The organism is Georgenia sp. Z1344, from assembly GCF_057652375.1.
In genome coordinates this window covers 3,065,500-3,085,546 of the sequence record NZ_CM172728.1, presented here as the reverse complement: position 1 = coordinate 3,085,546, position 20,047 = coordinate 3,065,500, and the positions used below count along the sequence as shown (strand labels likewise).

At 70.6% G+C, this 20,047-nt stretch carries 19 protein-coding genes and 1 tRNA gene; 10 read left to right on the top strand and 10 right to left on the bottom strand.

Annotated features, from left to right (window positions below; translation table 11 throughout):
- Positions 1–14 precede the first annotated feature (14 nt).
- From AC24FB_RS14010 to AC24FB_RS13990, 5 genes are all read left to right on the top strand, one after another.
- Positions 15–1,193 (top strand): ABC transporter substrate-binding protein, encoded by a 1,179-nt coding sequence (locus AC24FB_RS14010; protein ID WP_425713252.1) that lies wholly within the window; start codon positions 15–17, stop codon positions 1,191–1,193.
- Positions 1,194–1,216: 23 nt separating this feature from the next.
- A complete protein-coding gene (locus AC24FB_RS14005) occupies positions 1,217–3,028 on the top strand; it encodes an ABC transporter permease (RefSeq protein ID WP_425713251.1) in 1,812 nt (603 codons plus the stop codon).
- 203 nt (positions 3,029–3,231) lie between these two features.
- Positions 3,232–4,338: an ABC transporter ATP-binding protein gene (locus tag AC24FB_RS14000; protein ID WP_463653453.1), complete on the top strand. Its 1,107-nt coding sequence runs from the start codon at positions 3,232–3,234 to the stop codon at positions 4,336–4,338.
- Complete coding sequence (locus AC24FB_RS13995; RefSeq protein WP_425713249.1) at positions 4,338–4,970, top strand: histidine phosphatase family protein; 633 nt, start codon at positions 4,338–4,340, stop codon at positions 4,968–4,970. Before AC24FB_RS14000 ends, AC24FB_RS13995 begins: the two co-directional genes overlap by 1 nt.
- 76 nt (positions 4,971–5,046) lie before the next feature.
- Positions 5,047–5,466: a hypothetical protein gene (locus tag AC24FB_RS13990; protein WP_425713248.1), complete on the top strand. Its 420-nt coding sequence runs from the start codon at positions 5,047–5,049 to the stop codon at positions 5,464–5,466.
- A 60-nt stretch (positions 5,467–5,526) separates the two neighbouring features.
- Here the strand turns inward: AC24FB_RS13990 and AC24FB_RS13985 are convergent.
- The 5 genes from AC24FB_RS13985 to AC24FB_RS13965 form a co-directional block, all read right to left on the bottom strand.
- A tRNA-Val gene (locus AC24FB_RS13985) sits at positions 5,527–5,603 on the bottom strand.
- A gap of 64 nt (positions 5,604–5,667) precedes the next feature.
- The gene (locus AC24FB_RS13980) at positions 5,668–6,675 is read right to left on the bottom strand and encodes an ArsA family ATPase (protein WP_425713247.1); all 1,008 of its coding nucleotides are present in this window, start codon (positions 6,673–6,675) and stop codon (positions 5,668–5,670) included.
- A complete protein-coding gene (locus AC24FB_RS13975) occupies positions 6,666–6,944 on the bottom strand; it encodes a cory-CC-star protein (protein ID WP_425713246.1) in 279 nt (92 codons plus the stop codon). Before AC24FB_RS13975 ends, AC24FB_RS13980 begins: the two co-directional genes overlap by 10 nt.
- Positions 6,941–8,647: a carbon starvation CstA family protein gene (locus AC24FB_RS13970; RefSeq protein ID WP_425713245.1), complete on the bottom strand. Its 1,707-nt coding sequence runs from the start codon at positions 8,645–8,647 to the stop codon at positions 6,941–6,943. Before AC24FB_RS13970 ends, AC24FB_RS13975 begins: the two co-directional genes overlap by 4 nt.
- Before the next feature lie 215 nt (positions 8,648–8,862).
- A complete protein-coding gene (locus AC24FB_RS13965; protein ID WP_425713244.1) occupies positions 8,863–9,279 on the bottom strand; it encodes a DUF3052 domain-containing protein in 417 nt (138 codons plus the stop codon).
- Between the two features lie 230 nt (positions 9,280–9,509).
- Between AC24FB_RS13965 and aceE the strand changes: the two genes are divergently transcribed.
- Positions 9,510–12,251, top strand: a complete 2,742-nt coding sequence (gene aceE, locus AC24FB_RS13960; protein ID WP_425713243.1) for a pyruvate dehydrogenase (acetyl-transferring), homodimeric type — start codon at positions 9,510–9,512, stop codon at positions 12,249–12,251.
- 290 nt (positions 12,252–12,541) lie between these two features.
- Here the strand turns inward: aceE and AC24FB_RS13955 are convergent, their stop codons facing one another.
- On the bottom strand, positions 12,542–13,285 hold the full coding sequence (locus AC24FB_RS13955; RefSeq protein WP_425713242.1) for a DUF6318 family protein: 744 nt from the start codon (positions 13,283–13,285) through the stop codon (positions 12,542–12,544).
- Positions 13,286–13,668: 383 nt separating this feature from the next.
- Here AC24FB_RS13955 and AC24FB_RS13950 point away from each other — a divergent pair, with 383 nt between their 5' ends.
- The 3 genes from AC24FB_RS13950 to AC24FB_RS13940 all read left to right on the top strand — a co-directional run bounded on the left by AC24FB_RS13950 (position 13,669) and on the right by AC24FB_RS13940 (position 15,929).
- Positions 13,669–14,706 carry a hypothetical protein gene (locus tag AC24FB_RS13950; RefSeq protein WP_425713241.1) on the top strand — a complete coding sequence of 346 codons (1,038 nt, stop codon included), beginning with the start codon at positions 13,669–13,671 and terminating at the stop codon, positions 14,704–14,706.
- A gap of 117 nt (positions 14,707–14,823) precedes the next feature.
- The gene (locus tag AC24FB_RS13945) at positions 14,824–15,171 is read left to right on the top strand and encodes a TlpA family protein disulfide reductase (protein ID WP_425713240.1); all 348 of its coding nucleotides are present in this window, start codon (positions 14,824–14,826) and stop codon (positions 15,169–15,171) included.
- A gap of 140 nt (positions 15,172–15,311) precedes the next feature.
- Positions 15,312–15,929: a hypothetical protein gene (locus AC24FB_RS13940; RefSeq protein WP_425713239.1), complete on the top strand. Its 618-nt coding sequence runs from the start codon at positions 15,312–15,314 to the stop codon at positions 15,927–15,929.
- Positions 15,930–16,079: 150 nt separating this feature from the next.
- On the opposite strand, the gene AC24FB_RS13935 is transcribed toward AC24FB_RS13940, so the two are convergent.
- Positions 16,080–16,718 (bottom strand): TetR/AcrR family transcriptional regulator, encoded by a 639-nt coding sequence (locus AC24FB_RS13935; RefSeq protein WP_425713238.1) that lies wholly within the window; start codon positions 16,716–16,718, stop codon positions 16,080–16,082.
- 67 nt (positions 16,719–16,785) lie between these two features.
- Between AC24FB_RS13935 and AC24FB_RS13930 the strand changes: the two genes are divergently transcribed.
- Complete coding sequence (locus AC24FB_RS13930; protein ID WP_425713237.1) at positions 16,786–17,403, top strand: anthrone oxygenase family protein; 618 nt, start codon at positions 16,786–16,788, stop codon at positions 17,401–17,403.
- An 11-nt stretch (positions 17,404–17,414) separates the two neighbouring features.
- Here the strand turns inward: AC24FB_RS13930 and AC24FB_RS13925 are convergent, their stop codons facing one another.
- From AC24FB_RS13925 to AC24FB_RS13915, 3 genes are all read right to left on the bottom strand, one after another.
- Complete coding sequence (locus tag AC24FB_RS13925) at positions 17,415–17,978, bottom strand: hypothetical protein (RefSeq protein ID WP_487560289.1); 564 nt, start codon at positions 17,976–17,978, stop codon at positions 17,415–17,417.
- A gap of 308 nt (positions 17,979–18,286) precedes the next feature.
- Complete coding sequence (locus AC24FB_RS13920) at positions 18,287–19,015, bottom strand: DUF6318 family protein (protein WP_425713235.1); 729 nt, start codon at positions 19,013–19,015, stop codon at positions 18,287–18,289.
- Between the two features lie 278 nt (positions 19,016–19,293).
- Complete coding sequence (locus AC24FB_RS13915) at positions 19,294–19,956, bottom strand: hypothetical protein (RefSeq protein ID WP_425713234.1); 663 nt, start codon at positions 19,954–19,956, stop codon at positions 19,294–19,296.
- Positions 19,957–20,047 lie beyond the last annotated feature (91 nt).

Below are 20,047 nucleotides of genomic sequence, written 5' to 3'. Positions count from 1 at the left end.
CCGAAGGACTCCTCATGCGCACGAAGAAGCTGGTCCCGATCGCCCTGTCCCTGCCCGTCCTGCTCACCCTGGCCGCCTGCGGCGGGGGCACCACCGAGGCCGCCGAGGACTCCGGCGAGGCCGACACCTCCGCCGCCGACGAGCTCGACTCGCTCAGCCACGACGAGCTCGTCGAGCAGGCGATCGAGGAGGGTGAGGTCACCGTCTACTCGTTCACGTCCCGCATCGCCCAGGTCGAGGAGGCGTTCGAGGCCGAGTACCCCGAGATCGACTTCGTCGGTCACGACATCTCCTCGACCGAGCAGATCACCCGCCTCCAGGCCGAGGCTCAGGCGGGCTCCCCCTCGGCCGACGTCGCCTACATCTCCGACGCGCCCGTCGTCCTCACGGAGCTCCTCGAGGACGGCATCCTCACGAACTACGTCCCCGAGCGCGTGGCGGACTCGGTCCCCGAGGAGTACGCCGCCCCGCTGCTCGCCAACCGGCTGTCCACGAAGGTGCTCATGTACAACGAGGAGGCCTTCCCGGACGGCAGCCCGATCACCAACCTGTGGCAGCTGACCGAGCCGGAGTGGAACGGGCGCGTCGTCATGGTCGACCCGGCCGTGCGCGGCGACTACCTCGACCTCATGACGGAGATCGTCGCGCAGTCCGACGCGATGGCCGAGGCCTACGAGGCCCACACCGGCGAGGCCCTCACCCTCGACGACGGGATCGAGAACGCCGGCCAGCAGTTCATCTCCGACCTCTACGGCAACGGTCTCGTCCTCGTCGACGACACGGACAACGTCAACGCCGCCGTCGGGGCGACCGGCCAGGAGGACCCGCCCGTCGGTTTCACCTCCTACTCGGACCGCCGCGACAACGAGGAGGAGGGCTGGGCGCTCCAGGTCTCCACCGGCACCGAGCCCGCCACCGGCATCACGTTCCCCGCCTACCTCGGCGTCGTCGAGGAAGCGGAGAACCCCGCGGCGGCGCGGCTCGCGATCGACTTCCTCATGGGCGACGACTCCGCGACCGGCGGCCCCGGCTACGAGCCGTTCTACGTGGCCGGCGACTACCCGGTCCGCGAGGACATGGACGCACCCGAGGGCGCGGTCTCGATGGAGGAGCTCGCCGCCTGGGACATCGACCCGGAGGCCACCGCCGAGATCCGTTCCGACGTCGCCGACTTCCTCATCACCCTCGGCTGACGATCGACCTCGAGGGGACCACCATGACGACGGCGAACCCCGTCCCGGACCGGACCGACCCGCGGACGACGCAGGACGGCCGAGGCCGCCGGGCCACCGCCCGGCTCCGGCTCGCGCTGCGCCGCCCCACCGTGGTGCTCGGCCTGGGCACGCTGCTCGTCCTCGTCGTCCTCGTGGTGGCCCCGCTCGTCGGGCTCGTCAACACGACGCTCATGCCCGGCAACCGGGAGGCGTGGACCGACGTCCTCGCCTCCCCGCTCTCGGAGAATCTGCTGTGGCGGCCCCTGGGGCACTCGCTGCTCATGGGGGCCGCCACGGCGGTGCTCTCGACCGTCGTCGGCGGGTTCCTGGCCTGGGTGGTCGTCATGACGCGCCTGCCGGGGCGCTCGATCCTCGGAGTGCTCGCCACGATCCCGTTCGCGCTCCCGAGCTTCGCGCTCGCCCTGGCCTGGGAGTCGGTGTTCCGCAACGACCTCGTCGGCGGCTCGACGGGCCTGCTGTGGAACCTCGGGATCGCCGTGCCCGACTGGCTCGCCTGGGGCCCGGTCCCCGTCGCCCTCACGCTGACCGGCCACTACTTCTCGCTGTCCTTCATGCTCATCGCCGCCGCCCTCGCGTCCGTGGGCGGGGACCTCGTCGAGGCCGCCGAGATGACCGGTGCCTCCACTCTGCGGGTCGCGAAGGACATCGCCCTGCCCGCCGTCGCCCCGGCCATGGTCTCGGGCGCGCTGCTCGCGTTCGCCGAGGGGGTCTCGAACTTCGTCACCCCCGCCCTGCTCGGGCTGCCCGTCCGCTTCCACACGCTGTCGACCCGGCTGTACGGGTCGATCACGACCGGCGAGACCGCGCGCGGCTACGTGCTCGCGCTCGTCCTCATCGTCGTCGCGGCGATGATCATGTACGCCTCCTCGCAGGTGACCCGCCGCCGCAGCTTCGCGACCATCACGGGCAAGGGCGCCCGGCGCCGGGGCGTCGTGCTCGGCCGGTTCGCCGGCCCGGTGGGCGCTCTCGCCTGGCTCGTCGTCGCCTGCACGACCGTGCTTCCGGGACTCGTCCTCGTGCTCAGCTCCCTGACCCGGCGGACCAACGACTTCACGTCCGGCTTCACGCTGCACTACTGGGTCGGTGGGTCGGACCCGTCGATGGCGCAGGGCCAGCCGGGGATCCTCAACAACCCCCAGATCATCGACGCGACGGGCAACACCGTGGCGCTCGGGGTGTGCGTGGCGATCGGCGCGGGCGTCCTCGGCCTGCTGATCAGCTACGTCGTCACGCGCTCGAGCCGGCCGAGATGGCTCGTCGGCTCCCTCGACGTCGTCTCCTTCCTCCCGTTCCTCATCCCCGGCATCGCCCTCGGGGCCGCGTTCATCGCCCAGTTCGGCGCGCCGATCGGGCCGCTGCCGAGCCTGTACGGCACGTTCGCGCTCCTCGTGCTCGCGGGCATCGCGGCGACGATCCCGTTCGCCGTCCGCTCGGGCACCGCGGCGATGAGCCAGGTCTCCACCGACATCGAGGAGTCCGCGACGATGGCGGGAGCCGGCCTGTTCCGTCGGCTCGGCTCCGTCATCGCCCCGCTCACGGCGCGCGGCCTGTTCACCGGCGGCGTGCTGGTGTTCGTCCAGATGGTCCGCGACCTCTCGCTCGTCGTGCTCCTCGCCACCCCCGCACTGCCGGTGCTGGCCGTGCTCACCTACCAGTACTCGTCGGAGAACTTCACCCAGCTCGCGAACGCCGTGACCGTGGTGATCGCCGCCCTCTCCGTCGGGGCCACCCTCCTCGCCCGCCGGCTCGAGGGAACTACCCAGCCCTGGTCCGCCCGGACCACGGACTCATGACACCGCCGCCCGCCCCGGGCCGACCGCTCCCCCGACCGACCGAAGGACCCCGCGTGCCGGACACCGCCACCGACCACTCACCCGCCACCGACGAGGCAGCCTCCACCGAGGGGGCGCCGACGGGCACGACGCCGACCACCGGCACCTCTTCCCGCGAGGGCGCCGCGGGGACACCCGGCTCGGGGACGCTCAGCGTCACCGGGCTGCGCAAGGACTTCGGGCCCACCGCCGCCGTCGACGGCATCTCGTTCGAGGTGCCGGCCGGCTCCTTCCTCGTGCTGCTCGGCCCGTCCGGGTGCGGCAAGACGACGACCCTGCGGATGCTCGCCGGGCTCGAGGACCCCACCGGCGGCGAGATCGCGTTCGGCGGACGGGTGGTCGCCCGCGGCGACGGGACCGTCGACGTCCCGGCCTCGCGCCGCGGGGCCGGGCTCGTCTTCCAGTCCTACGCGCTGTGGCCGCACCGCACGGTCCGCGGCAACGTCGACTGGCCGCTCAAGGTGGCGAAGTGGGGAGCCGACCGGCGCCGCGCCCGGGTCGCCGAGGTCCTCGCCCTGCTCGGCATCACCGAGCTCGCCGACCGGTACCCCGGCGAGATCAGCGGCGGCCAGCAGCAGCGCGTGGCGATCGCGCGGATGATCGCCCCCGAGCCGGAGATCCTCCTCTTCGACGAGCCGCTGTCCAACCTCGACGCCAGGCTGCGCGTCGACACCCGTAGCGAGCTCATGCGGATCCACCGCGCGACCGGCGCCACGAGCGTGTACGTCACCCACGACCAGGTCGAGGCGATGACGATGGCCACCCACGTGGTGCTCATGAAGGACGGCCGGATCGAGCAGTTCGGCACGCCGCTCGAGCTGCTCCGCACCCCGCGCACCGCCTTCACCTCGACCTTCATCGGCACTCCCCCGGCCAACGTCGTCGCCTGCAGCGTCTCCGCCGGGCGGATCGTCCACGGCGCGAGCGGCATCGACCTCGGCCCGGCGCCGGCGGGGCCGGCCGACGGCGAGCGCGTTCACGCGATGTACCGCGCGACCTCGGTGGCGCTGGAGACCCCGGAGCCCGACGACGACGCCCACGCCCGGTCGCTCTCCCTGTCCGGCGTCCTCGCCGACCAGGCGCCGCTGGCCGACCGGTGGGTCGTGGGTGTCGACGTGCCGGGCGCTGGCCGGATGAGCGTCGTCCGCGCGGCGCCCGCACCGATGCTCCCCGGCGACGACGTGCGCCTCGTCCTCCCCGACTCGCCGGACGCCGTGTTCAGCCCCGACGGCGTGGTCGTCGGCGCACCCGCGACGACCGGGAACGCCTGATGCGGCTGCTCCTCGTCCGGCACGGCGAGACGGCCTGGAACCTCGAGCGGCGCCTCCAGGGACAGCGCGACATCGGGCTCTCCCCCACCGGTCGCGAGCAGGCCCGCGCGCTCGCGGGCGCCGTGCGGCGGATGGCACCGGAGCACGTCGTCTCGGCCGCGCTCCTGCGGGCGCGCGAGACCGCCGAGCTGCTGGGGACGACGCCGGACGCCGTCGACGAACGCCTCAACGAGGCGCACCTGGGCGAGTGGGAGGGCTGCCGGTCGGCCGACGTCCGCGAGGCGGACCCCGACCGGTACGCCGGGTGGCGTGCGGGCAGCTACCGGCCTCCGGGGGCCGAGGCCTTCGAGGCGCTCACCGGGCGGGTGGTAGCCGGCGTCGACGACGCCGTACGCGCAGCCCATGCGCGCGGCGCGACCTCGGTCCTCGTCGTCACGCACGGCGGGCCGATGCGTGCCTACCTGCGGGCCGCCGTCGGGCTCGACCCCGACCGGACGGTGCACAGCCTCCCGGCGAGCCTGACGACGATCGACCTGGATCCCGCTGCGGGCTCACCCAGCTGCTGCGGCACCGCGCGGCTGCGGCTGTTCAACTACTCGCCCACGCTGTCACCGCTCGAGCCGCCGGACTGAGCGGCGCCGACGAACGCGGGAGCGACGGTTAGTGTGAAGCGACCGCACATCCACTGAACGGGAGATCGGCAGACCCATGGCATTCAACGCACTCGCGAACATCGCCCTGCGCGCAATCCCCGGCGCCTTCATCCTCAACTCGGGGATCGGGAAGCTCGGGATGGACGAGCAGACCGCCGGGTACGTGCAGGCCGAGGCGGCGAAGGGGATCCCGCCGCTGGGGTCGATGGAGCCCGAGCAGTTCGGCAAGCTCCTCAGCTACGGGGAGATCGGCGTCGGTGGCGCGCTGCTCGCTCCGTTCGTCCCCAACCGGCTCGCCGGGCTCGCGCTCGCCGGCTTCTCGGCCGGCCTGCTCAGCATCTACTTCCGCGACCCGGAGAAGACGGTCGCCGACGGCGTGCGACCCTCCGGCGAGGGCACGTCGCTGGCGAAGGACTCCTGGATGATGGCGATCGCGATCGCGCTCATCGCCGGAGGCTCGCGCAAGCAGTCCTGACCGGCCTCGCGGGTGCGCCGCGTGCCTGCGTCCACTCCGCGGACGGGAGCAACCGGCAAGTGGTGGGCCCGGCCGGGTTCGAACCGGCGACCTACGCGGTGTAAACGCGGCGCTCTGACCAGCTGAGCTACGGGCCCAGGCGAAGCCTAACCGCCCGGGCTCGGCGAACCCGCCGACCGGGCCGTGCCGGACATCCGCGCGTCATCGGCTCCCCGCGTCCTTCCCCGCCGCCGCGATCAGTTCCGAGAAGCTCGCCACCCGCTCCGCGCCGACGACGTCCTCCGGCAGGAGCGGCAGCTCGACGAACGGAAGGTGCGGCAGCGCCTCACGCACGGTGTCGAGGTGCAGCTCCTCCTGCGCGCGCCGCCGCGCGAGCAGTCCCGACGCGTCGCCCGGCGAACGCTTGTTGACCACCAGCCCACCGATGTGGACACCGGATCGCAGGAGCTGGCCGTAGAGCTCGATCGTCTCGAGGACGGGAAGTCGCTCTGCTGCCAGCACGATGACGAACGCGGTCCGGTCGGCGTCGGTGAGCAGGTCGCGCAACCGGGCGAACCGGGTGCGCCGCCGCAGCAGGATGCGCCGCACCTCATGGTCGCGCTCGGCCCGCCGATCACGCCGGGTACCCGTGCCGACGATGCTCTCGGACGCACCGTCGTCGTCGAAGCCGCGCAGGGCCGCACCGAACCGCGCGGACCGATCCTGCCTGCGCAGCAGTCCGTCGGTCCACGCGGTCATCATCTCGGGCAGTGCCATGAGCCGGGAGGTGTGACCGGAGGGCGCGGTGTCGAGGACGACGAGGTCGTGGTCGGTGTCCTCGAGCACCTCGGCGACGCGCTCGAGCACGGCGGCCTCGTGGGTGCCAGGGGCGTCGCGGGCAAGGGCCAGGTGCTTGTCGACCTCGCCGGAGAGGTGCTCCGGCATGAGGCGGCGCATCGTGTGTCCCACCGCCGTCAGGTGCTCGTCGGTCGTGCGGCCGGGATCGATCTCGAGCCCGTCGAGCCCGGGCGCGAGCTCCACGGTCCGGTCGCCCACCGGCACCTGCCAGAGGTGGCCGAGGTTGTGGGCCGGGTCGGTGGACACGACGAGGACACGACGGCCGGCACGCGCCTGTGCCAGTGCGACACCGGAGGCGACAACGGTCTTGCCGACGCCGCCCTTGCCGCCGACGAACAGCACGCGTCGCCCGGCGGCGAGCTCTAGCAGCACGAGAGGTGGTCCAGCGGTGAGCGATCCATGCCCATGCGGCGGTGCCAGTCGTGGAACCGTTCGTACATCACGGGCACCAGCTCGATCGTGTAGTAGCTCGCCGGGTTGGGCACGCCGAGCATCTCGCCCAGCACGATCATCATGAACAGGTCGTCCTCGTCGCGCTGCGCGCGGGCGAAGGTCCGGCGGTAGGGCGCCACGTAGAACTCGCGCAGGCCCGCTGCGAGCCGGGACCGCGCGGCGCCGCGTCCCGAGGAGGCGTCGGTCATCGGCCGGCGTCACTCCCCGCGGCGACCGACGGCTCGTCCTCGTCGACCTCGGCGGGACTCCGGCGGGCACTGCTCATCGCGAGCGTGGCCTCGAGGATCACCCAGAGCGCGGCGACGATGATGATGAGGTCGAGGACCAGCAGCAGCCAGTTGCCGGAGCTGTAGAACGTGCCCACCTGCACGATCGCGGCGTACAGCGACATGACGAACACGAAGACGAGCGGGATGAGGACAGGGAGGACCGGGCGCCGCTTGCGCAGCAGCATGACGGCGATGATGGACAGCGTGAGCCCGGCGAGCAGCTGGTTCGTCGTGCCGAACAGGGGCCAGATGACCATGCCACCGGTGCCGTCCGCGCCCGCGCCGAACGCGAGGCCCATGCCCACGGCGAGCACGACGACCGTCGCGATCGCCTTGCCGAGGCGGAGACCGGCGAGCTCGAGCGACTCCTGGACGACGAATCGCTGCAGCCGGATCCCGGTGTCCATGGTCGTGGCCGCGAACAGCACAGCCATGGTGGCGAGGATCGTCGCGCTGAGTCCCGACGGGATGCCCAGGCCGGCGTTCATGATGCCGCTGCCGCCCTCGACGAACGCGGCCACGCCGCCCTCGTTGAAGGCGGAGTAGACGGCCTCCCAGTCGGCGAGCGTCCGGTAGCCGGCGGTGGTGGCGATGATCGCACCGAGCGCGAGCAGGCCCTCCCCGACGGCACCGAAGTACCCGACGAACCGTCCGTCCGTCTCCTTGTCGAGCTGCTTGGCACTCGTGCCCGACGAGACGATCCCGTGGAAGCCGGAGATGGCACCGCACGCGATCGTGACGAAGAGCAGCGGGACGATGCTCGGGGTGCCGTCGGGGACGTCGTTGTTGAAGGCCGGGGCGACCAGCTCCGGCGAGGCGATGAGCACCGACGTGTAGAGGATGCCGAGGCCGATGAAGAGCTGCAGTCCGTTGATGTAGTCGCGCGGCTGGAGGAGCACCCACACCGGCAGGACCGAGGCCACACCGGCGTAGAGGAAGAGCACGACCACCCAGAAGGCCTCCGGCGAGAGGCCGAGGATGCTGTCGGGCAGGACGATCGGGAAGTTGTCACCGAGGATGATGAGCGAGTAGAGCGCGACGACGCCGATGATCGACACGACGACGAGGTTGAGCTTCCAGCGGTAGATCGCCTGGCCGACGACCAGCGCGACGAGGATCGCCCCCCAGACCGGGATGACCGCCGTCGGCGTGGCGACGAGCAGATCGGAGATGACGACGGCGAAGGCCGCGTTGACCATGAGCAGCAGCAGGAAGATGACGACGAGGAACAGGTTGCGGCCGCGGGCACCGATGTACCTGCCGGACAGCGTCCCGATCGACTGGCCCTTGTTCCGGACCGACGCCCAGAGCGCGCCGAGATCGTGCATGCCCGCGAAGAAGACGGTGCCGAGCGTGACCCAGAGGAAGGCCGGCAGCCAGCCCCAGATCACTGCGACCGCCGGGCCGACGATCGGCGCCGCGCCGGCGACCGAGGTGAAGTGGTGCCCCCACAGCACGAACTTGTTCGTCGGGACGAAGTCGACCCCGTCCTCCATCTCGTGCGCCGGCGTGACGAAGCTGCGCCGGAGCCGGTAGACACGGCTCCCCAGGAACCGGGAGTAGAGGACGTAGCCGGCCAGCACCATGGCGATGCCGATCACCGCAAGGATCACCGAGTTCACGAGTACTCCGATCGTCGCCGTCGACGTCGGGAGGCGGGACCCCCGCTCCCGTCATGCAGTCGGCACACCGTATCGGATCCGGTCCCGGGCGGCGCCGAACCGCACGGGCGCCGCGCGGCGCCGGGCCGTCCTGCGGTCGACCGGCCACGAGCCGCGCCACGCCGACGACGCCCGCCCACCGCGCGCCGGGCGTCGTCGTCGGGCGTTCGACCCCGTTACTTCCCGCGCGAGCGGGAGACGACCTGCGTGCCGGACCACTCGGCGCCGGCGGAGACGGCCGAGGTGGCGTTCATGCCGGCGATCTGCGCGGCCTCGGAGATGTCCGCCGGGCCCACGTGCTCGGGCGAGGTCGGCTTCGGGGTCAGCACCCAGATCGTGCCGCCGTCGTCGAGGTTGGCCTGGGCGTCGACGAGCATGTCGGTGAGGTCGCCCTCCTCCGCGTCTGATTTGCGCCACCAGATGATCGCGCCGTCGCACACGTCGGAGTGGTTCTCGTCGACGAGCTCGGTGCCCGTCTGCTTCTCGACGGCCTGCCTCAGCCCGTCGTCGGCGTCGTCGTCCCACCAGAACTCCTGGACGACCTGGCCGGGCGCGAACGCTCCGGCGACTGCCTCGTACGCACTGGCGTGCACAGCCCGACTGCTCCTCCCCGGGCTCGCGCCCGACCGATGCGCCCCCGGGGTCCCGGGGGCCGCGTCGACGAACCGGCTCGGCGACTCGTCACCCCGCACGGTATCGGGCATCTCACCTCCTCGGGTGCAGGCGAAGCGGTGGGCCGCGACTCACGGGGCGGCCTACGATGGTCGGGCCCATATGCAGGCGCCGGACGTTCTCGGCGCACACACCCGGGAAGTGAGATGACGTGACTGCCACTGATCACGGTCGGCCGCTGATCGACGGCCTGCTGAGCCAGGTACCGGACATCGACAAGGACGAGACCGCCGAATGGCTCGAGTCCCTGGACGGCCTCATCGACGACCGGGGCGGTCCGCGGGCCCGGTACATCCTGCTCAACCTGCTGCGTCACGCGCGGCGCCGGGACATCGCGGTCCCCGGCAACCTCACCACCCCGCACGTCAACACCATCGGCGTCGAGAACGAGCCCTACTTCCCCGGCGACGAGCAGGTCGAACGGACCTACCGCGGCTGGATCCGCTGGAACGCCGCCGTCATGGTGGCGCGGGCCCAGAAGCCGGACGTCGCCGTCGGCGGGCACCTGTCCTCCTACGCGTCGGTCGCCACCCTGTACGAGGTGGGCCTCAACCACTTCTTCCGCGGCAAGGACCACCCGGGCGGCGGTGACCAGATCTTCTGGCAGGGCCACGCCTCGCCGGGCAACTACGCCCGCGCCTACGTCGAGGGCCGCCTGTCCGAGGCCGACATGGACGGCTTCCGCCAGGAGTACAGCCACCGCGAGGACGGGCGGGGCCTGCCCAGCTACCCGCACCCGCACCAGATGCCGGACTTCTGGGAGTTCCCCACCGTGTCGATGGGCCTGGGCCCCTCGGGCGCGATCTACCAGGCGTGGTTCAACAGGTACCTCGCCGAGCGCGGCATCAAGGACACCTCCGACCAGCGCGTGTGGGCCTTCCTCGGCGACGGCGAGATGGACGAGCCCGAGTCGCGCGGCATGCTCCAGCTCGCCGCCCACCAGGGGCTCGACAACCTCACGTTCGTCGTCAACTGCAACCTGCAGCGCCTCGACGGGCCGGTCCGCGGCAACAGCCAGATCATCCGTGAGCTCGAGTCGTTCTTCCGCGGCGCGGGCTGGAACGTCATCAAGGTCGTGTGGGGCCGCGAGTGGGACGCGCTGCTGCAGGCGGACAAGGACCGCGCGCTCGTCAACCTCATGGACTCCACCAACGACGGCGACTACCAGACGTTCAAGGCCAACGACGGCGCCTACGTCCGCGAGCACTTCTTCGGCCGCGACCCGCGCACGAAGGCCCTCGTCAAGGACATGACGGACGACCAGATCTGGGCGCTCAAGCGCGGCGGGCACGACTACCGCAAGATCTTCGCCGCCTACACGGCCGCCACGAAGCACACCGGCCAGCCGACGGTCATCCTCGCGCACACCGTCAAGGGCTACGGCCTGGGCCCGCACTTCGCCGGGCGCAACGCGACGCACCAGATGAAGAAGATGCAGGTCGCGGACCTCAAGATGCTGCGCGACTCGATGCGGATCCCGATCAGCGACGAGCAGCTCGAGGACCCCTACGACGCGCCGTACTACCGGCCCGCCGACGACGACCCGACCCTGCAGTACATGCTCGAGCGCCGCCGCCAGCTCGGCGGCTACCTGCCCGAGCGGCGCGAGCCGAAGCCCTCCCTCGAGATGCCGGGCGACAAGCCGTTCGAGGTCCTCGCCAAGGGCTCGGGCAAGCAGGAGGTCGCCACGACGATGGCGTTCGTCCGCCTGCTCAAGGAGCTCATCAAGGACAAGGGCATGGGCCGGCACGTGGTGCCGATCATCCCGGACGAGGCCCGCACCTTCGGCCTGGACTCCATCTTCCCGACGGCGAAGATCTTCAACACCTACGGCCAGAACTACACGCCGGTCGACGCCGAGCTCATGCTCTCCTACAAGGAGTCCGAGCAGGGGCAGATCATGCACACCGGCATCAACGAGGCCGGCTCGGCGTCGCTGCTGCAGGCCGTCGGAACCTCGCACGCCACCCACGGCGTGCCGATGATCCCCGTCTACATCTTCTACTCGATGTTCGGGTTCCAGCGCACCGGCGACCAGTTCTGGGCCGCCGGCGACCAGCTCGCGCGCGGGTTCGTCATCGGCGCCACCGCGGGCCGCACGACGCTCGCGGGCGAGGGCACCCAGCACATGGACGGCCACTCCCCCGTGCTGGCCTCGACCAACCCGGCGTTCGTCCACTACGACCCGGCGTACGGCTACGAGATCCGGCACATCGTCCGCGACGGCCTGCAGCGCATGTACGGCGAGGACGACCGCGACCCGAACGTGCTGTACTACCTCACGGTGTACAACGAGCCGCTGCAGCAGCCGGCCGAGCCCGAGGACGTCGACGTGGAGGGCATCCTCAAGGGGATCCACCGCATCTCGGCGGCCGAGGGCGACGGCCCGTGGGTGCAGCTGCTCGCCTCCGGCGTCGGTGTGCCGTGGGCCGAGCACGCCAAGGAGATCCTCGCGCAGGACTGGGGCGTGCGGGCCGGAGTCTGGTCCGTCACCAGCTGGTACGAGCTGCGCCGCGAGGCCCTCGAGGTCGAGAAGCACAACTTCCTCAACCCCGAGGACCAGCGCGTCCCGTACGTGACGACGAAGCTCGACGGCGCCGGTGGCCCGTTCATCGCGACGTCCGACTACGAGCACCAGGTGCAGGACTCGATCCGCCAGTGGGTGCCGGGCGACTACCACACGCTCGGCGCGGACGGCTTCGGCTACTCCGACACCCGCCCGGCGGCCCGCCGGCAGTTCCTCATCGACTCCCACTCGATGGTGGTCAAGGCGCTGCAGGCCCTCGTCAAGCAGGGCTCGATGGACGCCTCGGTCGTCCGCGAGGCGATCGAGAAGTACGACCTGCTCAACCCGAAGGCCGGCCAGTCCGGCACCGCGGGCGGCGACGCCTGACCCAGATCCTTCGACGTGAAGGGGCGCTCGGCTTCGGCCGGGCGCCCCTTCGCCGTCGCGTCGTCGAGATTGCGGTTCGTCGTCGTCGAGATTGCGGTTGGTGCGCGCCCCAAGTTGGTCGAGAGTGCGGTTCAGCGCCACCCGCGTCATCGAAACTGCGGTTCGTGCACGCCGAGACTGCGGTTGGTGCACGCCGCGCGTCGGTCGAGAGTGCGGCTGAGGCGCGCCTCCTGGCACGGTCGCTCGAGAGCGCAGGCGGGGTTCGTCGTCGTCGGCCGGGTGAGGCAGCCTCAGATCTGGACGCCCGATTCCCAGACCCACCCCTGTCCGTCCCACCGCATCCCGATGGCGAGCATGGACGAGTAGGGCCTCACAGTCTCCACGAAGCCACCGACGCTGTCCACGATCGTCCGCTCGGGCTCGGTCAGCTCAAGGATGACGCCCCACTCCGAGTCGGTGTCCCCAGGTTCGGGCACGATGGAGTGCACCTCGGCCTCGAAGTCCTCGTCATAGGTTCCGCGGATCGACCAGGTCGTCCATGCGTCGATGCGGCCCGAGCAGTAGGTGCAGTCGGGGCCGGAGAGGGCGGCCAGCGTGTCGGGGACGAGCGTCTCGTACCCGTGCTCGAGGACCTCCATGAAGTACTCGGCGGCGGCGATCGCTCCCGCCTCGGAGTTTTCGTCGTACGCGGCGGGAGGCGTCGGGGCGGGGCGGCCACGGCGCTCGAGCTCCCAGGCCGTCCACTCGACCTCGTCGACGGACACGGAGGCGGGGTCGTCGGACCGGGGCTCGGAATCGGTGGGCGTGTCCTCGGTCGGGGGTGATTCGGTCGTCGGGGACTCGGTCGTGGGCGTGTCGGTCGTCGGCGTGTCCGTGGCCGGCGCCTCGGCGGTCGGGGGCGCCTCGACCCCCTCGACGGGTGGGACGACTTCTCCTCCCTCGCAGGCGGCGAGCGCGGCGGATCCGAGGAGCAGTACGGGGACGATGGCGAGCAGGCGTGGGGCGGGCGTGCGGGGGGACAGCGTGCGGGACATGGCGACCTCGTGGTGTGTGCATGCGGGTGCAGGGAGCGTCGACGGGTGCGACGGAGGTCGGTGCGGCCGGCGGGGGCGGGTCGCAACGGCGGACGAACGAGCGCGACGCCGAACGTCCCGGGCAGTCGTTGATCAGGAGGCTCGGCAGCACGCAATCAACCAGATGTCGCGCGTCCGCGGAAGGGGCAGTCGTGCCCACTCGGACCGCGACCGGACGAGACCTGCCCGACGACGACGATCCTCCGGCGCACCTGTCAGGGCTGCTCCGACCGCGCTTGTGGAGAACCGGTACGGCGCGTCGCCGTCATTCATACGCTGAACGCGCCGGCGACCCCCGACCGGTCCGGACGTCCCCCCGACGCCGAACGATCGAGGAGACCGACGTGACCGTCGAGCAGCACCCGTCTGTCCCAACCGCGCCACGGCCGTCCCGGCGACGGCGCCGTGCTGCCACGTCCGCAGTTGTGCCGGCGGTCGCGCTTCTGCTCGGTGCCTGCGGCGGTGCGCCGGGAGGCGACGACGATTCCGGGTCCGGTGTCGTGATGGGTGTCGACGCGTCGACGACAATCGGTGCCGAGGCAGACTCCATCGTGAGGTTCGAAGGGCAGACCGCCGCAGTCGAGGTCGGTCGGGAGTGGACACAACCGAAGGACACCCTCAGCCGCACCCAGCGGCAGGCCGCACAACTACGGCTTCCCGACGGTCACACGTCAGAGCTGGGTCCGAGCTTTGCTCGCGGGCCGGTCGACGAGGACGACGTTGGCCCCTACGTCTCGATCGAGATCGCGGAGGACTCGCCACTCATGCACGTGCCCGACGGACTCACTGTTGAGGGAGCCGACACAGACGAGTTGCTCGCCCTGGCCGACGGCGCCGTGGCTCACGCATCGCAGTTCGTCGTCGAGGAAGCGGTCGACTCCGAGGTGAGACGTAGTGATCGGCCTCGCGACCTGCGTGACTGGATCAGCCGGAACAGATGGCGCTTCTCCCCAGGATTCTCCGACCAGGTCGCAGACGGCCTCGAGGCCTACGGTCTGCTGCCGATCCACCATTACATTTCGCCGAGCATGGAGGGCATCGATCATCCGCATTTGATACCCGATCTCGACGAGGTTGTGGGCTTTCCTGACGAGCCCCGGGTCACCGACCTCAGGGTCGAAGTCACCGACGTGTCCGTCTATACGGAACCGGGATTCGAACCGACCTTCATGGTCGAGCACGAGATCACCTACGGGACCCCGCGGTGTGCGACGCCAACCTGCACCGCACTCGCCATCACGTCCTGGGCCGACACGCGCAGGACCCAGCTTCTATCGGACGGGGACACGTGGCACATCACGGGGTACAACACAGCAATCAACTGGTCAGTACAGGACGTAGCCGAGCAACCTGAGCTCGAACCATTCGCCTGGGTCAGCTGACCGGTCCGACCCACACCGGGCGTTCTCCTCGCGAGGAATTCCTGTCGCCCCTGACGGTTGACCCTGAGGGAGCGCGATCCGCGCCCGCCCGCCCGTCGACGAGGAGCACGACATCGCATGAGCACGCCACCGGCCGGGACGACCGTCCTCACCGCCGAGCTGCTCGGCATCCGCGGACGGCTCGGGACGCGCGCCACGCTCCTGCAGTTCTCGTCGAACTTCTGCGCTCCGTGCCGGTCGACGCGGGGCCTGCTCTCCTGGGTGGCCGACAGGGAGCCCGGCGTGCGGCACGTCGAGCTCGAGGTCACGCAGCACCTCGACCTCGGTGAGGCTCTCGGCGTCACGCAGACGCCGACGTTCTTCCTTCTCGGGCCCGACGGCGCCGTGCTTGCCCGTGAGGACGACGTTCCGCGGCTCGCAAAGGTACGCGACCTCCTCGAGCGGCTCGTTCCTGCGAGCACGTAGCGCGGGCAGCGGGCAGCGGGCAGCGGGCAGCGGGCAGCAGGCAGCAGGCCGACCCCACCGGCGGAACCGAGCGCGAGACACTGGAACGGCTGCCCGACTGCAGGGCGGCCGACCCCATCGCCAGAGGGACGGAGACCGGATTGAACGACGTCGTCGTGGGTGCGCTCGCCCTCGTCATCGGCCTGCTGCTGTGCTTCCGCGGGCGCGGAGCCATGCGGATCCTGCTTGCGCTGTGGGGTGCGCTGATCGGATTCGGGCTCGGCACGGTCGTGGTGGCCGAGATGTCCGGCGACGGGTACCTCGCGACCACAACGGCCTGGGTGGTCGCCGTCGTCCTCGCACTGGTCTTCTCCTGGCTCACGTTCGCCTTCTTCTCGATCGCCGTCGTCCTCGGGTTCGCCTCGATGGGATTCGTGGTCGGGCGGAGCGTCGCGGGCGCCCTGGGCGTCGACGAGCCGTGGATGGTCATGGCCGTGGGCGTGGCCGGCGGCATCGTCCTCGGGCTCATCGCCGTCGTCACCGACATGCCCGATCTTGTGCTCGTCGTCGTCAGCGCGCTCGCCGGCTCGAGCGCCGCGGTCGGCGGGCTCATGCTGCTGCTCGGCACGGTCGACCTCGACCGGTACGGCGACACCCAGTTCGCGGTCGTCGACCAACCGCTCTGGTACGTCGGTCAGCTGGCCCTGGCCGTTGTCGGCATCATCGTCCAGGTCCGCCGCACGCGTCGCGCGCGCTCGATGCGCCAGGCCTGGGGATAGGGCCGAGACACGTTGTGCGTGTGGCGTCATGTCGCCCTGGCATGACGACGCGGCTCGCCGCCGACGTCACAATCCTTCCGGGGCGCAGCCCGGACCACCACCGCCGGCCGGCGCAGCCCCACCCCCGGCCCCCGACAGAGCCGCGACTAGCTACGTAGACGTGAGCACGAGGAACCGTTCGACCGCACTCTCGGCCGTCGCCCCGATCTGCGCAGGAGTCGGCCGGTCCTCCCCGAGGAGCACACGGATCTGGGTGTCCTGGACCGCGAGTCCGTACAGGAGCCGGAACGCGTCCGCCGGGTCGCTCACCCGGAGGACGCCCGCTGCGCCCAGCCGCGCGAGGTACGACTCGACGATCGGGCCGACCCGGTGGCGACCACCGGCGAGCAAGACCTCGGCCAACGACGACGACGCCATGGCCGCCCGGTTGAGCGCCACCGACTCCGCCCCGGTCAGGAGCGTGAGCTGCGCACGCACGTACCCGGTGAGCGTGGCACGAGCGGACGTAGGCGTGGGGGCGGCGTCCGCGGCGAGGACGTCGGACACGGCTGCCGCCGCGGCGTCGGCATTGGCCTCGACGACTCGGGCGAGCAGCTGCTCGACGCCGCCGAACCACGAGTAGATCGTCTCTTTCGACGCACCCGCACGCGTGGCGATCGCCTGGACCGTCAGTCGTTCGTAGCCGATCTCGACGAGGACCGCGCGTGCGGCGTCGAGGATCTCCACCTCGCGGCCCGCGCGGGCGGCGGCGGGTAATCGGCCCACGCGTCGGTTCGTCGTCGTCGGCATGTTGACAACCGTACTACCCGGTTCCATTATTGGAACCGAACTCGTGCGTTCCGATCTTGGAGTCGACATGTCTGCTCAGGTCCCGTCCGACGCCCGTACCGACCACGTCTCCCTCATGTCCCACGACTCAGGTGCCGGGGCGGTGCCACCAGGTCGCATGCGCACCGCGATGATCTGCGCCGTCGCCGCGGTCGTCCTCGGCGCCGCGATCTTCGGATTCTTCTTCGCCTGGGTGTGCTCGACGATGTGGGGCCTCGACGCCGCAGATCCTCGCGTGGCGATCGCCGCGATGCAGGCGATGAACGACTCGGTCCAGAACGCGGTCTTCTTCCCGGCGTTCTTCCTCACCCCGGTGGTCATGGCGGCGGCCGCCCTCCTCGCGCGCCGATCCCGACGTCCGCGGGCCGCGGCGTACCTCCTCGCCGCCGGGCTCGTCTACCTGGCCGGCGGACTGCTCCTCACGATGCTGGTCAACGTGCCGATGAACGAGGAGCTGGCGGGGGTATCGGTCCCGCAGGACATCGCGGAGGCCGCGCGAGTCTGGTCGGACTACTCCGGCAGCTGGCAGTCGTGGAACGTCACGCGCACCGTGTTCAGCGGGATCGCCGTCGCACTGGCGACGATCGGCGTGCATGCACTCGGTCGCGGTCCGCGGGCAGCGTCGGGGGTCGCTGCCACGCAGTAGTTCCCGCGACCTCAGCAGCGGTCGTGGACCGCACACTCCGGCACGAGTCGGACCTGGCGTTCCCGCACCTCGAAGGCCTGCGTCCGGGTGGTGATCGGGATGGTCCCGTCAATCGCTTCCCAGTCGCCGCCACCCACTCGGAACTCCGCCTCCCACAGCGTCGTCAGCTCGACGTGAATGGACTCGTGCCCGTCGGGATACGGGTAGGAGACCGTGTGCTCGGGGTACGGGGCGCCCGGGTCCGAGGTGACGAACGGGTGCGATCCGTCCGTCGGGTCCCACTCGAACTCGAGAGGGCTGAACCGCACGTCCACCTGCTGGCCGAGGAGGTCGGCGCTCACCGTGTGCTCAGACGCGGTCGTCCACAGCAGGACCGGCATGTTCGCCAGCTGCCACCGGCCGTCCATCATCGCCTCCCCGGTGTTGACCAGCAGGCTCGCCGCCTCCGAGCGCGTGAGAGTGACCTCGACGGGGTCCGCGCCGGCCGGGACTTCCTGTGGGACTGCCGCCGGGCTGTTCGCCCCCAAGGGCAACCTGTACGGGCACGTGCTACCCGTTTCAGCCTCGATGATCACGCATTGCCCGAGGAACCGCCCTGTTTGCCCGACCTGCGTCTTTCCGTCACCTGTCCTCACATGTCGGCGCACAGCTTCTCGCAAGGGCCCACGGGCCGCGATACTGCCGACATCTTCTTCGATGTTCTGACCTCGCTCCGCCACCGGAGTAGACGACCGCAGCTGCTCAAGGGCAGCAAGATCGACTCCGTCATCGGAGGTACCTGCACTGATACCTCGATCATCGCCATCGACAGCACTTGCGGAGCCCACTCCCAACGTCAGCATGACCACCATTCCAACGAACCCAAGCCTCGTGGATTTCCTCATCACGACGCGGACTCTTCGGATCCTGGCGTGTATGCACCGGCTTGCAGCACCCATTTACCGTCGGTGTGGCTGAGAATGATGTGCATGGTGAATGATTCCGGTTCCACATGCTCGATCTCATCACCATTGAAATCTACGACCGAATAAGCCTCTTCTTCGCCTCGAAACTCGACGATCCAATCAGGGTGGTCCTCGGTCGGCGCACCAACCTGCGACTCATCAACCCGAATAACGTACTGGTCGACATAACTACCCTCGATAGCGTTTTGTATGCTCGAGTCCACGAGCGAGGAGCAGTATCCGCAGTCCGCACCAGAAACAGCTTCGAACGATTCAGAAACTCCCGTCTCGACCATGTGCTCGATGAGTTCCACGAAGTAGTGGGCCGCCGCGAGCGCACCGGCCTCGCCGTCGTCGTCCATCTCAGGTGGTGGCTCCGGCTCCGGACGCTCACGCCGCTCGAGCTCCCACTCGGTCCACTCGATGTCGTCGGTGCTCGCCTCGGCGCCGTCGGTCCCGGACTCACGTCCACTCGCGGACTCGGACGGGGTCTCGTCGTCGGACGCGGTCTCCCCCGACTCGGACTCGTCATCGGGCCCCACGTACACCGGTGGTCGCTGGGTCTCGCTCGCGTTGTCGTCGTCGCCGCCGCATCCGGTCAGCCCGAGCGCACCGACGAGCAGCAGCGCAGCGAACCGACACGGATGGCGCCCCCCTGGTCGCGTCATGTCGCCGAGGCTAGCGTCCGCCGTCACCGGTCGGGCGGCTACCGCTCCTCCTGTGCATAGCTCGGACTGTCCACCCCGGTCAGTACTCGCAGCCCCATCCGCGCGTCGCTCGCGGTTCCACTACGCCGAGCCATCGATGTGCTTGCACCGCACTCTCGACATCAGCAGGGCGAGCAACGGGCGCGCCTACACCGCACTCTCGACCAGATGGTCGGTCGTGCGAGATCTCCCAACCGCAATCTCGACGTGCACCAACCGCAATCTCGACGAACGGGGTGCTACCTCTGAGGGCGGGCGTCGCCGAGCACCGACCGGAGCTCGGTCACCGCGGCGGCGCTCTCCTCGTCCTCGCGCGCGCCGATGAGCTCGAGGTACCGCTCGGCGTCCTCGTACCGCTCGGACTCGATGGCGGCCAGCACGATCTGCCGGCCCGCGGCGGGCACGTGCCGCTCGGCGTCCCAGTGGGCGGTCGCCAGGGCGTGCGCGTGCGTCGGGTGACCGGACTCCCGGAGCACCCACAGCGACTCGGCCAGCGCGAGCCCCGTCTCCTCGCGGGCGCACGCCGCACCGAGCCGGCGGTTGGCCCCGTCGAGGTCGTCCTCGACCGAGAGTCGGGCGAGCTCGATGAGCGGGTACCACGCGTTCGGGCGACCGGCGAGCTCCTCGGCCAGCGCCCACACGGCGAGGTCGGCGGACCGCGGGTCGGACTGGGGCACGTCCGCGGTCAGCGGGTCGGCGGCCCGCACCTGGGAGCCGTGGCGGCGCACGATCTCGGCGAGCTCGTTGAAGGCGACGGTGTCGTTCGGGTCCTCCTCGAGCCGCGCGCGCAGCTCCTCCTCACGGGGGTCGGAGTCCTGGTCGGCGGCGTGCCGGTGGGATCCGTGGTCGGTCGTGGCGAGCAGGAGTGCAAGCAGGAGAGCAGGGCGGCGCACGAGGGACATGTCCGCCAGGATAGCGGCCGGGCCCGATCCCGCCCGCTGGGAGCCGGACCGCGCACGACGACGCGCAGCCGGTCTCGTCTGCCGGGACGCA